Origin of the sequence: Campylobacter felis (genome assembly GCF_030250085.1) — a bacterium.
In the GTDB taxonomy this organism is placed as follows: domain Bacteria; phylum Campylobacterota; class Campylobacteria; order Campylobacterales; family Campylobacteraceae; genus Campylobacter_D; species Campylobacter_D upsaliensis.
Genome location: NZ_JANURX010000011.1, coordinates 50,124 through 63,773, shown reverse-complemented (window position 1 = coordinate 63,773; position 13,650 = coordinate 50,124). Strand labels below are relative to the sequence as shown.

The following is a 13,650-nucleotide window of genomic DNA, read 5'->3' as shown; positions in this document are numbered from 1 at the left end:
GCGTGATTTCCTTGCATTTTGTAAGCTCTTTTTTTAGCATTTGAATTTGAGATTTAAAAAAAGCTTTTTTATCCTTGTCTTTTTCAAGCTTTAATTCTTTTTCACATTTTTTTAACTCTTTTTCTAAATTTTTGCGTTTTTGCTTTATGTTATCGTTATAAATTTCAAGCTCATCAAAGGCGTTAAGCCCATTATTTTCACGGCGGAATCTAGCAGTAAGTTTGCCTTTAATGGCATAGTCTAGCAAGGATTTTTTTAAGGTATCTGTTTTCATTTATAAATATCGCCTCTTGAGTCTGCTTTGTAAGCATAGATTAGAATCTCGCTTTCAAGCACTTCGTATAAAAAGCGGTATTTGCCTATGCGTAAGCGATAGTGGTTGGTTCTGCCTTGCAGTTTTTTAATATCTAGCTTTGCTGCATAAGGATTTTGCGCGATTGTCTCAAAGCTTTCAAAAACTTTGGCTTGTATGTCTTGGTGCTTTTTTAAAAACTTTATAAAATCCTTGTGATACTCTATGTTATAGGGCATTTTGTATGCCTTGCTCTGTTGTATTTCCCCTTTTATTCTCTTGGGTATTCTCTTGGCTTACAAGCCTTTTTAGCTCTTCGTGGCTTATGGTTTTGCCCTCTGCTAAGTCCTTACGCGCCTCTACCCACGCTTCATAATCTTCTTTTGTCATAATGGTGTCATCATAGTCTTCTGCTTGTGTTAGCACTTCTACAAGCTCCACGCCTTTAATAAGGTTTATCGCTGAAATTATGGCGTCTTTGTTGCGTTTGTCGATACTCACTTCTAGTAGCATAGTTTCTCCTTATTCGTTTTCTTTAATTATAGTAGAAATTTGCTTCATTATGGAATCTAGCGTGGCGTTTAGCTTATCTCTCTCGGTTTTGATTTGCTCCATAAGCTCTAAAGGGGCTAGTATCTCTTCTTCTTCACTCACATAGCCACATAAATCAAAGTTGTAATTCCTAGATTCTAGCTCTTCTTTAGTGTAGGCTTTAGCCTTGAAATTTCCGCTTTCATCTTGTAAGCTTTGTCTATCACTTTGCCACCACTGCAAAAAGGGCTCAAAATGCTCTAGGCTCATTTGCTTCGTTTTGCCAAAGGATTTTATGCTCTCTGGCATATCAAGGCGGTAGAAGTGGGTGTGCTGTGTGCCTTGTGGGTCGGCATTGAAAAAAAGTAAATTTGTGGGGATAGAAGTGTAAGGGGCGAAAACTGATTTAGGCAAACGCAAGATAAGATAGAGATTAAAATCACTTAAAAGCTTTCTTTTGAGATTGATTTTTGCATTATCAGCACCAAATAAAAAGCCATCAGGTAGCACGACTGCGGACCTGCCTTTGAAAGATAAGCGGTGCAAAATGAGTGCCATAAATAAATCTGCTGTTTCACTGCTTTTGTATTCTTGGGGGAAGTGTTTAATATCATCACCACGCTCATTGCCACCATAAGGGGGATTCATTAAGATAATGTCAAATTTGGGGTATTTTGTAAGATTTATATCAAAGTCTTCAAAATTACTAAATTCAAAGGCATTGCCGTGCTTTAGGTTTGGATTTTCTATGCCATTAATGAGTAAATTTGTCGCACAAAGCAAAAAGGGCAAGGACTTTTTCTCTACACCATAAAAGCTTGTTTCAAAGACTTTTCGCTCACTCGTTAAGCTTACTTGCTTTTCTAAAAAATGTGCCGCTGAAATGAGAAAGCCCCCTGTCCCACAAGCTAAGTCCGCCACACTCTCACCTAGCTTTGGGCTAAGCATTTCTACCATAAATTCTGTAACGGCACGCGGTGTGTAAAACTCGCCGGCATTTCCTGCACTTTGCAAGGTTTTTAAAAAGCTTTCATAGACTTTGCAAAGCTCTTTAAAATCTTGTCTATTGTTAATTTTAAGGCTAGATTCTATCTCATTTATCACTTCGCGTAAAAGATAGCCATCTTTCATATAGTTGTTTAAATCTTCAAAAACTTTTCGCACGATGGATTGATTTAACGGAGTGGATTCTGTGATATTTAGGGCTTTTAGCGTGGGGAAAAGCTCATTGTTGATAAATGTGAGTAAGGGTTCGCCTGTGGGGGACTTCTGCCCTATCGCCCAAGACTCCCAACGCAAATGCTCGGGGATTATAGAGTGATACTCTGTGCCATTCATCTCATTTAGGGCAGTCCATTCTTTTTCATAATAATCATAAAGCTTTAGGAATAAAATCCAAGCAATTTGCTCCATTCTTTGCGCATCGCCATTAACTCCCGCGTCTTGACGCATAATGTTTTGAAGTTTTTTGATATTTAGCATTAGCTTACCTCCTTATAAAGTGCGTTTTTAAGATTTTGTAGTATTGCGTTAAGTCCGCCATATTCTTTAAAAATTTGTGCGATTGTGGTGAGATTATACCTTGAAGCAAAAGGCTCATTGACAAATACACTAGAATCCAGCTCGTTAATGCCCCCTTGTGCGTATTTCTCAAGTAAGAGTTCTAAAAGCTCTCTAGCCTTTGGCTGTAAAGATTCTAGGAATTTATTTGCCTTTTTTGCCCTTTGTGTGCGGCTTAGGGCTTGTGTGCCTTTAGCAAGAGAGAGTAAAATATCAAACTCATCGCAGTTTTGAAATTTATCCATTTGCCCTAACTCTTGGATAAAAATACCCTTTTCTTCAAGCTTGTTTAAAAGCTCTTCACGCGTGGCTTTATCACCTGTGCGTAAGGTGTCAAGGTAAGATTCAAAGGCTTTAGTATTTTGAAGCTTTTCACCGCTAAAAGATTCTAGGCTTTGTGTGATAGGTGTCAAAACACCATTAACATTGCGTAAGATGATGACAGATTTATCTTGCATATAGACTTGTATTTCTTCGCCGTCTATGGTGTGCTTTATCGGTGGGTCTTTTATATCTGGTGGCAGGTCGTTAGACTCTGTTTCATTCTCTTTATCTGTGTTTTTTGGCTTTTTCTCTCGCTTTTTTACCTCATCTGTGCCGATAAACTCCACCTCGCCATCAAAATCTGGGTCGTTTAAAAACTCTTTTGCAATGCCTTTAAAATCTAGCACATAAAAATGCGTTTTGCCCCTAGATTCTAAGACTTCATTAAGCCTTGTGCCTCGCCCTATCATTTGCTTAAATAGGCTTTTATCACGCACAATTTTATCAATGACTATAACTTGCACCATTTGCGTATCTACCCCTGTGCTTAAAAGCTGGGAGGTGGTGGCAATGACTGGGTAGCGTTTGCTTACGCTTTTAAAATTATCTAGCAGGGCTTTGCCCTTATCATCATCGCTTGTTATGCGTGTGATGTAGTTAGAATCTTTTGCCATTTCTTGCTTGTTTTCATCTTGCAAGGCATCTTTCATCAAAAGGGCGTGGCGTTGGTCTTCGCAGAAAATGATAGTTTTAGCGTAAGGATTTTTTAGAGTATGGTGCAAAAATTTGCTCACTTCTTTAGCAACGAAGCGGATTTGGGGTTTGAGATAAATTGTGCGGTTAAAATCTGGGGAGTTAAAAGTCTCTTGTGGGATCTCTCTGCCCTCTTCATCACGCTTACCTAGTTCTGGTGTGTAGCCTTGCATTTCTATATTTGACAAATTTTCTACCACAGAAAAAGGGGCTAAATAGCCATCATCTATGCCTTGTTTTAAGCTGTATTGATACACCGGCTCGCCAAAATAATCTATATTATCATCTTCTCTTTTTTCTAACTCGCCTGCTTCTTGGCTCTCTCTTTGCTCTTTATTATATTTAGGTGTGGCAGTCATACCAATTTGTAGTGCGGAGCTAAAATATTCCAAAATCTCTCTCCAAGTAGAATCCGCCCTAGCACTGCCTCTGTGGCACTCATCGATAAAAATAAGGTCAAAAAAGTCCGACTTTAAGGCTTTATAATGCTCTACTTTATCATTATTTTCTTCACTACCGCTGATAAACTGCTGATAAATTCCAAAATACAAACTATATCCGCTTTTAAAGTCGCGGTTATGTATTGTATAAATGCCTTTGGCAAAGCTTTTAAAAGTCCTTGTGGTGTCGGTGTTTATAAGCTCATTTCTATCAGCTAGATAAAGAATTTTCTCTATCTTTTTGCCATTTGGCAAGATTTGATTAAAAAGACGGTGGGCGATTTGATAAGCGATGAGAGTTTTACCCGTGCCTGTGGCAAGGACGAGTAGGATTCTGCTTTGTCCTTTTTGTGCGGCGATTAGGGCGGCGTTTATGGCGTTGTTTTGATAATAACGCGGTGTTGTTTGGCTTAAATCACAATGCGTTTGTAAAAGATTATCATTTGTGAGATTTTGCCATTTTTTATAGGCTTCATACAGCTCCCTTGGGCTTGGGAAAGCATTAAGGGGTAAATTCTCTTTTGCTACTCCCTTAAAATCTTTTGTAAGCGTGTATTTTACAAAGCCCTTGCCACTACTAGAAAAGGCAAAGGGGGACCTGAGTGCTTTGGCATAGTTTTTCGCCTGTTCTATCCCCTCGCTATCTTCGTATTTATAGGCTTTTGCTTCTAAGACTGCAAGGGCGATTCCATTGTGAAAAAGCACATAATCAGCCTTTTTTATAGTGCTTTTATCCCTTTTGCCTGTTTTGATGTCAATTTTGCCTTCGCTAAACTTATAGTCTTTGGCTTTTACTCCATATTCCATTTTAATGGATTCAAAATCCCAGCCCACTTTGCTTAAAGCAGGTTCAATATAACGCTTTTTGGTGTCTTCTTCGCTAAGGTTTTGCAATGTTTCCAAATTTAACTCCTAAATTAAACGATTATATTAAAAAATGATAATAAATAAAAAGTTTATAGAGCAACTACGCAAAGCATTAGTTTCATAATGAATTTTTAAGCGTAAAAACGCAGTATTTACGCCATTTATTTTCATAAATTTGATAATCCTTAAAGTCTTGCATTTCTTTTTTAGCCTCGCTTCCCTTATAAAGAACAAAGATTGTATTTTCATCGCTTAAATTTTGACAAATTTGGACTAAATCTTTTGCCTTCATCAAGGCTCTTGATGTGATAAAATCAGCCTTAAATTGTGCTTTATGATTTTGAACTTTTTCTTTAAAAATGGTAAGATTTTTAAGCTCACATTCTACTTTTACACTTCTTAAAAAGGCAGATTTTTTGGCATTTGGCTCAAAAAGATAAAAACGACTATCAAGCAAAAAGCTTAAAAAAATGGCAGGAAAGCCCGCTCCACTTCCTATATCAATGATATTTTGAGCCTTTGTAAGGTCGATGAAATTTAAGATTTCTATACTATCTTGTATGTTTTCATCGATGTTTTTAAAATGGGTGAGATTGTGAATTTGATTAAATTTTTTAAGCAAATTTTTATAAATTTCCACCCTTTTTTCAAAAAGTTTTTTGTCATAATCTGGCAAAAATTTCATTTTAAATGTCCCATAGAATCTTGCTTGATTTTAAGATAAGCATCGTTAAATTCATTACTTTTGATAAGTATAGGAATGCGTTTAATAAGCTTTGTTTTTAGAAAATTAAGCTTGTTAGGATTATTTGTAATGAGATTAATTTGTGAAATTTGATAATAATTTAGTATGAAATCCACCACCTCATAAGTCCTTTCATCAGGCTTAAAGCCTAGATGCTCGTTTGCCTCTATGGTGTTTAAGCCCTCATCTTGCAAGGCGTAGGCATTGACCTTATTAAAAAGCCCGATGTTACGCCCCTCTTGTCTTAGGTAAATGACCATACCGCCGTTTTGCTCTATGTATTTTAAAGCAAATTCAAGTTGCTCCCCGCAATCGCACTTTAAACTTCCCAAACCATCACCCGTAAGGCACTCTGAATGAATTCTTAAATTTAAAATATCACTTGGCTTTCCCTTAAAAATGCAAAGATGTTCTTTTTCTCCCTCTTTAAAACTTTGAATTTGAAACTGCCCCCATTTGCTTGGTAAATTTGCAATTTTTGAAATTTTAATTTCCATTGATAACCTTTAATTAAATTATGCTAAAATTGAATTCTAACAAAAAAAGGACAAAATTATGTTTAAAAGATTTAGAAGATTAAGATTAAATCCAAATTTAAGAGAGATGTTAAGGGAAAATTCTTTAGAAATTCGGGATTTGATTTACCCTCTTTTTGTCGTGGAGGGAAATGGGGTAAAAAATGAAATTTCCTCTATGAACGGCGTATTTCAAATGAGCTTAGATATGATTTTAAAAGAGTGTGAAGAGCTTGTGAAGCTAGACTTAAAAGCCATTATACTTTTTGGCGTGATAGAAGAAGCAAAAAAAGATAGTTGTGGAAGTGAAGCCCTAGATGAAAATAGCCTCATCGCAAGAGCCATAAGAGCTATTAAAAAGGACTATCCTCAAATTTTTATCATTAGCGATTTATGCTTTTGTGAATATACAGAACACGGACATTGTGGCATTATAGAGCCAAAAACTAAAAGCGTGGATAATGATGCGACTTTAGAGCTTTCAGCCAAACAAGCCCTTATCCACGCTAAAGCTGGGGTGGATATGATAGCACCAAGTGGTATGATGGATGGCATTATCCTTAGCTTACGCGAGGCTTTAGACGCGGCTGGGTATGAAAATTTGCCTCTTATGAGCTATTCAACCAAATTTGCGTCAAGCTATTATGGACCTTTTAGAGAAGTGGCAAATTCCGCTCCAAGTTATGGAGATAGAAAGAGCTATCAAATGGACTTTCACAACGGCAAAGAAGCCCTAATGGAAAGCCTAGAAGATGAAGCGCAAGGAGCAGATATTTTGATGGTAAAACCTGCCCTTGCGTATTTAGATGTGGTAAAGGAGCTTTCGCAAAATACAAATTTACCACTTTGCGTTTATAATGTAAGTGGCGAATATGCGATGTTTCAAGCGGCTAAAAGGGCTGGGGTGATTGATTATAAAAAAACACTTATAGAAACGATGATAGCATTTAAAAGGGCTGGTGCGAAACTCATCATCACTTATCACGCTAAAGAACTTGCAGAAATTTTAAGGAAAGAAGCGTGAGACATTTTTTAACTTTAAAGGATTTTAGCAAGGAAGAAATTTTAGCCCTTGTTAATCACGCTAAAGTTTTAAAGCAAAAGCCTGAAAAACTTTTGATAGATAAAACTTTGGCTATGATTTTTGAAAAAAATTCCACACGCACTAGAATGGCTTTTGAATTAGCCATTACAGAGCTTGGTGGCAAGGCTTTATTTTTAAGTGCGAACGATTTGCAGCTTAGTAGAGGAGAACCACTTAAGGATACGGCAAGAGTTATAGGCTCTATGGTCGATTTTGTAATGCTTAGGGTTAATCACCACGCAAGTTTGGAGGAATTTGCAAAATATTCAAAAGCTCCTGTGATAAATGCTTTAAGCGATTTGTATCATCCAACGCAAATTTTGGGCGATTTACTCACAATGCAAGAATATCAAAAAGAAGGTCAAATAGCCTTTGTAGGAGATAGTAATAATATGTGTAATTCTTGGCTTATCGCCGCTTCGATACTAGGCTATGAATTAAGCATTGCTTTACCTAAAAACTATCACATTCGCCCTGAAATTTTGGAATTTGCGAAAGAAAATGCAAAAGAAAGTGGAGCGAAAATCACTCTTACAAACGATAAATTCGAGGCTATCAAAGATAAGGAAGTGGTGATTACTGATACTTGGATTTCTATGGGTGAAGAGGAGCAAAAAGAGCAGAAAATCAAAGATTTTGAGGGCTTTATCATCGATAAAGAGGCGATGAGTGTGGCGAAAAAAGATGCGATTTTACTCCATTGCTTACCCGCTTATAGGGGCTATGAGGTGAGTGAAGAGCTTTTTGAGTTACACAGCGAGGTGATTTTTGAGGAGGCGAGAAACCGCCTTTTTGTTGTAAAGGCTTTATTGTGTTTTTTGGAGAGAGAAAAATGAAAGAAATGAAAAAAACCATAGTAAAAAAAACAAAAAATGCTGTGGCACAGATTAATGATTTTAGCAAGTATTTAGGTATGAAAAAGCAGGATTTGACGATTTTTGAAATGCTTCCTGAAGAAAATGAGTATAGACTAAGGCTTAAAAATAGTAAGCTTAATAGAGTTGAGCCTTGGTTTATCATCGATGAGGACGGCGGCACACACGCATTAACTTCTTTGCATAGTCTTAATAATTTGCTAGATACCCTTAAGAAAAATCAAAAGGAAATTTTTGAGCTTAAGCTTGAAAAAGCGATTTACCAACAAATGCCTGTGGATTTTAATGACGCTTGGGCTGTGGCTATGGACGCTGTTGAAAAAATTGTAAGGGTTACTGGGGTGGCTAGGGCTAATGTCGATTTAGACCGCCTACTTGAAGACATTAAAAAAGAACACCCAAATTTATTTATCGATATGAATATGATGATGGAGAGTTTGCAAAATGAAAGATTATAAAGCCTTTGTAAAGTATTCTAAGGCTGGTCCTCGTTACACTTCCTACCCTACGGCTGTGGAATTTAGCACGGAATTTAGCTATGGGGAATATTTAAGATGTTTAAGGGAGTCCAAACGCGATCTTTCTTTATATTTTCACCTGCCTTTTTGTAGAAGTGCTTGTTATTTTTGCGGGTGTAATGTCATTTACACAGCTAAAGAAGAGAGTAAAAAGCGTTATTTAACATATCTTTTTAGAGAGCTTGACATTTTAAGCTCTCTTTTAAATACACAAAAAAAAGTCGTGCAAATGCACTTTGGAGGTGGCACACCGACTTATTTTTCTGCTGAGGAATTAGAAAGTTTAATCTTAAAAATTAAAAGCGTTTTTTCTCATTTTGACAAAGAAGCCGAGCTAAGCTGTGAGATAGACCCTCGCTTTTTCAATGACGCACAAGCTGATGTTTTGGTGCAAAATGGTTTTAACCGCATTAGCTTTGGGGTGCAAGATTTTGACGAAAGAGTGCAAAAAGAAATCCATAGAATTCAACCTTTTGATTTAACAAAAGAAGCGCTTTTAAAGGTGCGAAGTAGAGGAATAAAGTCCGTTAATATCGACCTAATTTATGGCTTACCTTTTCAAAATTTGCAAAGTTTTAAGCAAACTTTAGAAAAAATCATACTTTTAAATCCTGACCGCTTGGCTATTTTTAATTATGCTCATGTGCCTTGGCTTAAGAAAAATATGAGAAAATTTGACGAAAATACCCTACCAAGCCCTGATGTCAAACTTCAAATTTTAGAATATTGTGAGCAATTTTTAGGGCAGAATCATTACAAAATGATAGGAATGGACCATTTTGCTAAAGAAGATGATGAGCTTTTTAAAGCTTTAAATGATAATACCTTGCATAGAAATTTTCAAGGCTACACGACTAAGGGTGGCGTGGATTTAGTGGGTGTGGGACTGACTAGCATAGGCGAGGGGCAAAATTATTATGCGCAAAATTTCAAGGATTTAAAATCTTATGAAGAAGCGATTGAAAGGGGCGTTTTGCCTTTTGAAAGGGGTGTTTTACTTAGTGATGATGATAGGCTTAGAAAGGCTGTTATTATGGCTTTAATGGCGAATTTTAAGCTAGATATTAAAGAGATAGAAAGGGAATTTAAAATTGATTTTAGAAAGTATTTTAAACAGGATTTAAAGGCTCTTGAGGAGTATGGTGAGTTTGTAAGCGTTGAAAATGATTTCATTAAAGTCAATGAAACAGGCACAATGCTTATAAGAAATATCGCAATGTGTTTTGATGCGTATTTAAAAAACATTAGCGAAGAAAAAAAAGTATTTTCAAAGACGCTTTAATGGATTTTGCTAAATTTTCTCAAAGCTGCGTAAAATGTGGCAAATGTATCCCCACTTGCACAATTCATCAAATCAAACGCGATGAGATTAATTCTCCGCGTGGTTTTTTAGACCTTTTGACTGCGTATAAAGAGGGAAATTTAGAGCTTGATAAAGAAGCAAAAAGAGTGTTTGAATCTTGCTTTTTATGCACGAATTGCGTGGAGGTTTGCCCATCGCACATTAGGGTTGATAATGCCATTGAGGCGGTGCGTTATGACATCGCTAAGAAATTTGGCATAGCTTGGTATAAAAGGCTTTTGCTTTATTTTTTACGCACACGAAAAGCCCTTGATATAGCAGCTAAATTTGGCTTTGTGTTTCAAAGCTGTGCTTTTGCTTTGCAAAATTCTGGTATGAAGGCGCGTTTTTCTTTACCTTTGATTAAAAAAGGCAGACTTTTGCCTAGTTTTAAGCAAAAAAGTTTTTTAAATCAAAACACCGAATTTATCGATAATGGCGGAGAAAAAAGCGTAGGATTTTTTGTAGGCTGTTTGGCAAATTATTTTTATATAGATAGTGCAAAAGCCGTGCTTAGTATCGCTAAAGAGCTTAAAATTAATGTTGATTTGATGAAAGAGCAGGTTTGCTGTGGAGCGCCGCATTTTTTCACAGGGGATTTTAAAAGCCTTGAAAGTCTAGCGAAAAAAAATGTGGAATATTTTGAAAAAAAGCTTGAAAGTGTGGAATATATCATCACTCCTGAAGCGACTTGCTCGGCTATGCTTAGTGTGGATTTGGAGCATTTTTTTACGATGATAAAGGAGGAGCAGTGGGCTAAAAGAGCGGCTAAAATCGCCCCTAAAATCAAGCTTGCGACTTGGTATTTTTATGAAAAAACGCCTCTTTTAGAGCTTTTAAAAACTAAGGCTCAAAAAGAGCTTTTAATCACCTACCACGACCCTTGCCACGCGAGGAAAATGCAAGGAGTGTTTAAGGAGCCAAGAGCCTTTTTAAAGGCAAATTACCGCTTTGCTGAGATGAGTGATTCTAATGCTTGTTGCGGTTTTGGAGGCGTGAGTATGCAAAGTGATTATTATGAAAATACCTTAAAAGTGGGACTTAAAAAAGCTAAGATGATTGATGAAAGTGGTGCTAGCGTGGTGAGTGCGGAATGTTCTGCTTGTAGAATGCAAATTTCAAACGCCCTTACGCAAAATCAAAGCAAGGTGGTTTTTAAAAGCCCCCTTGAATTAATCGCACAGGCTTTAAAGCAGTGAAAAGTCTTTGCATTATCCCAGCGCGTGGTGGTTCTAAGCGAATTCCAAGAAAAAATATTATTGATTTTTGCGGCAAACCCTTGATGGCTTATAGTATAGAAAATGCCCTAAATTCAGGCATTTTTGAGGAAGTTGTGGTTTCTAGTGATGATGAGGAAATTTTGCAAGTGGCAGAGGCTTTTGGGGCGAGGGCTTTGATGAGGGAAAAGGAGTTAAGTGATGATTTTAGCTCAAGCTCTAAGGTTATAAAAAGCGTTAGCGAAAAAATAGGGGCTGGGTATGAAAACATTTGCTGTCTTTATGCGACCGCACCCTTGCTTAATAAAAAAATCTTAAAAGAGGCTTATGAAGAATTTATTAAGGGCGATTTTAGCTTTTTGTTTGGCGCTGTGGAATTTGACTATCCTATCCAAAGGGCGTTTTATTTGAAGGAAAAAAGGGTTTATATGTTTGATGAAAGTCAGTATTTTATGCGTTCTCAGGATTTAGAAAAGGCATATCACGATGCGGGGGCATTTTATTTTGGTAAAAAAGAAGCGTGGCTTAAGGAGGAGATGATTTTCACGCCCAATTCTAGCGTGTATTTACTGCCTAGAAATTTGGTTTGCGACATTGACACGCCACAGGATTTAGAATTTGCGAAAAAACTTTTGATGTTAAATAAGGCTTTGATGTGAAAATTCTCATTCGTGCGGATAGTTCTTTTAAGATAGGACACGGACACATACAGCGTTGTTTGATTTTAGCAAAGCAATATGAGAAATTAGGACACGAAGTGAGCTTTGCTTGTTTGGAGCTTGAGGGAAATATCATAGAAAAAATTCCAAATGAGGTTTTTTTACTTGAAGGGACGAGCCTAGATGAGCTTTGTGGGCTGATTGAAGAAGAAAGTTTTGAACTTTTAGTGCTTGATCATTATGATTTTAAAGAGCAAGATGAAAGAGCGATTAAGGCGATGTGTGAGGTGCAAATTTTAAGCTTTGATGATGAGCTAAAGCCTCATTTTTGTGATATTTTACTTAATGTTAATGCCTATGCCAAACCTTCACTTTATAAAAATTTAGTCCCTGCTACTTGCGAGCTTAGATGTGGCTTTTCTTATGCTTTGATTAGAGAGGAATTTTACGAAGAGGCGAAGAAAAAACGCCCTAAAATTTGGGATATTTTCATTTGTATGGGTGGCACAGATAGTAAAAATCTCTCCGCCAAACTAGCTCTCGATCTTCCCAAAAGCTTGAAAATTCTCATCGCAACAACAAGTGCAAATAAGAATTTAAAAGCCTTAAAACATTTAGAGCAAAACACGCCTAACATTAGCTTGGCTGTGAATTTAGAACATTTTGCTAAGGCGATGAACGAAAGTAGAAAACTCATTATCCAAGCTTCAAGTTTAGTTAATGAAGCCTTGCTTTTAAAGGCAAATTTTAAAGCCATTTGCACCCAGAAAAATCAAGAAAAACTAGCTCAGTGGCTTTTAGAAAAAGACTATGAAATCGAGTATAGATGATAGAGCTTAGAAATTTTATCTCTCTTAATGAAAATGAGCTTAAGGAGCTTTTAAAATGGCGTAATAGCGTGGGAAATTTTATGAAAACGCAAAATATCAGCCTAGAAGAACATTTAAATTTTGTAAGTAGCCTTAAAAACGATGAAAGTAAGCGTTATTTTGTAGTTTTTAAAGGGGGGCAAAGTATAGGCGTGATACATCTTTTTGATATCAGCCTTCAAACTTGCGAATTTGGACTTTATGCAAAGCCGAATTTAAGAGGCGTAGGACAACTTTTAATGAACGAAGTTTTAAACTATGCTTTTGACACTTTAAAAGTGCAAATTCTAAAAGCTTGTGTATTTAAGACAAATGAAAGGGCTTTAACTTTGTATCTTAAAAATGGCTTTAAAATCATCAGTGAGGACGAAAAAATGTTTTATCTTTGCAAACGGGGGGGGGGGGGGGGGTAACCCTTTACCTTAATCCTTTAAGGAGAGCTTCGTGAAAATAGCTCTCGTTAGCTCTCCTAATCAGTGGTTTTATGAAAAGGCTTTGGAATTTGCGAAAAAACTTGGGGCGGATTTTTTTGAAGCGTATGAAAAAGTAAGAGGCTATGAGGTCGTTTTCATTTTATCTTATCACAAAATTATCCCGCCAAATTTATTAAGTCTTAATCAACACAATCTCATCATACACGCCTCCAAACTTCCGCAAGGAAAGGGCTGGTCGCCTATGTTTTATCAAATTTTAGAGGGTAAAAATGACATTGTTTTCACGCTTTTTGAGGCGGATAAGGGTGTGGATAGTGGGGATATTTATCTTCAAAAAACGCTTAAGCTTAGAGGCGATGAGCTTTACAAAGAATTAAGAAACAAGCAAGCTTTTTTCAGTTTAGAGCTTTGTGAGGATTTTTTAAAACTTTATCCAAATTTAAAGTCTAAAAAGCAAAATGGAGTGGAGAGCTTTTACCCTAAAAGAAGCCCTAAAGATAGCGAATTAAACATCGATAAAAGTTTAAAAGAGCAATTTAATCTTTTACGCATTTGCTCTAATGAAGACTTCCCTGCTTTTTTCTATCATAAAGGTAAAAAATTTGTGCTAAAGATTTATGAGGAAATTTAGCTTTAGTATTAAAAATAAATTATTATTAAGTAATTATTAAATTTATATTAATAA

General features: G+C 36.4%; 16 protein-coding genes. 9 read left to right on the top strand and 7 right to left on the bottom strand.

Annotation, left to right across the window (positions count from 1 at the left end):
- The 7 genes from NYG92_RS06915 to ribA form a co-directional block, all read right to left on the bottom strand.
- Positions 1-274, bottom strand: a 274-nt coding sequence (locus NYG92_RS06915) for a hypothetical protein (RefSeq protein WP_289233930.1), incomplete at its 3' end; no start/stop codon positions are given.
- Entirely contained in the window at positions 271-531 is a 261-nt protein-coding gene (locus NYG92_RS06910) for a type II toxin-antitoxin system RelE family toxin (RefSeq protein WP_289233929.1), read from the bottom strand. The genes NYG92_RS06910 and NYG92_RS06915, both read right to left, overlap by 4 nt.
- Complete coding sequence (locus tag NYG92_RS06905) at positions 521-805, bottom strand: hypothetical protein (RefSeq protein ID WP_289233928.1); 285 nt, start codon at positions 803-805, stop codon at positions 521-523. The genes NYG92_RS06910 and NYG92_RS06905 overlap by 11 nt, the downstream gene beginning before the upstream one ends.
- 9 nt (positions 806-814) lie before the next feature.
- Positions 815-2,305, bottom strand: coding sequence for a class I SAM-dependent DNA methyltransferase (locus tag NYG92_RS06900; protein ID WP_289233927.1), 1,491 nt, complete (start codon positions 2,303-2,305; stop codon positions 815-817).
- Entirely contained in the window at positions 2,305-4,743 is a 2,439-nt protein-coding gene (hsdR, locus tag NYG92_RS06895) for an EcoAI/FtnUII family type I restriction enzme subunit R (protein ID WP_289233926.1), read from the bottom strand. Before hsdR ends, NYG92_RS06900 begins: the two co-directional genes overlap by 1 nt.
- An 82-nt stretch (positions 4,744-4,825) precedes the next feature.
- Positions 4,826-5,392, bottom strand: a complete 567-nt coding sequence (gene rsmG / locus NYG92_RS06890; RefSeq protein WP_289233925.1) for a 16S rRNA (guanine(527)-N(7))-methyltransferase RsmG — start codon at positions 5,390-5,392, stop codon at positions 4,826-4,828.
- Positions 5,389-5,949 (bottom strand): GTP cyclohydrolase II, encoded by a 561-nt coding sequence (ribA, locus tag NYG92_RS06885; RefSeq protein WP_289233924.1) that lies wholly within the window; start codon positions 5,947-5,949, stop codon positions 5,389-5,391. The genes rsmG and ribA overlap by 4 nt, the downstream gene beginning before the upstream one ends.
- A 58-nt stretch (positions 5,950-6,007) precedes the next feature.
- Between ribA and hemB the strand changes: the two genes are divergently transcribed.
- From hemB to NYG92_RS06840, 9 genes are read left to right on the top strand one after another with little or no spacing between them, the layout of a single operon-like run.
- A complete protein-coding gene (gene hemB, locus NYG92_RS06880) occupies positions 6,008-6,991 on the top strand; it encodes a porphobilinogen synthase (protein WP_289233923.1) in 984 nt (327 codons plus the stop codon).
- Entirely contained in the window at positions 6,988-7,887 is a 900-nt protein-coding gene (gene argF, locus NYG92_RS06875) for an ornithine carbamoyltransferase (RefSeq protein ID WP_289233922.1), read from the top strand. The genes hemB and argF overlap by 4 nt, the downstream gene beginning before the upstream one ends.
- Complete coding sequence (locus tag NYG92_RS06870) at positions 7,884-8,384, top strand: DUF2603 domain-containing protein (protein WP_289233921.1); 501 nt, start codon at positions 7,884-7,886, stop codon at positions 8,382-8,384. The genes argF and NYG92_RS06870 overlap by 4 nt, the downstream gene beginning before the upstream one ends.
- Positions 8,371-9,726, top strand: a complete 1,356-nt coding sequence (hemN, locus tag NYG92_RS06865; protein ID WP_289233920.1) for an oxygen-independent coproporphyrinogen III oxidase — start codon at positions 8,371-8,373, stop codon at positions 9,724-9,726. Before NYG92_RS06870 ends, hemN begins: the two co-directional genes overlap by 14 nt.
- Complete coding sequence (locus NYG92_RS06860; protein ID WP_289233919.1) at positions 9,726-10,985, top strand: (Fe-S)-binding protein; 1,260 nt, start codon at positions 9,726-9,728, stop codon at positions 10,983-10,985. Before hemN ends, NYG92_RS06860 begins: the two co-directional genes overlap by 1 nt.
- A complete protein-coding gene (gene pseF, locus NYG92_RS06855) occupies positions 10,982-11,662 on the top strand; it encodes a pseudaminic acid cytidylyltransferase (protein WP_289233918.1) in 681 nt (226 codons plus the stop codon). The genes NYG92_RS06860 and pseF overlap by 4 nt, the downstream gene beginning before the upstream one ends.
- Positions 11,659-12,492 (top strand): UDP-2,4-diacetamido-2,4,6-trideoxy-beta-L-altropyranose hydrolase, encoded by an 834-nt coding sequence (pseG, locus tag NYG92_RS06850; RefSeq protein WP_004276159.1) that lies wholly within the window; start codon positions 11,659-11,661, stop codon positions 12,490-12,492. The genes pseF and pseG overlap by 4 nt, the downstream gene beginning before the upstream one ends.
- Positions 12,489-12,944: a UDP-4-amino-4,6-dideoxy-N-acetyl-beta-L-altrosamine N-acetyltransferase gene (gene pseH / locus NYG92_RS06845; protein ID WP_289233917.1), complete on the top strand. Its 456-nt coding sequence runs from the start codon at positions 12,489-12,491 to the stop codon at positions 12,942-12,944. The genes pseG and pseH overlap by 4 nt, the downstream gene beginning before the upstream one ends.
- 31 nt (positions 12,945-12,975) lie before the next feature.
- The gene (locus tag NYG92_RS06840; protein WP_289233916.1) at positions 12,976-13,596 is read left to right on the top strand and encodes a formyltransferase family protein; all 621 of its coding nucleotides are present in this window, start codon (positions 12,976-12,978) and stop codon (positions 13,594-13,596) included.
- Positions 13,597-13,650: the final 54 nt, after the last annotated feature.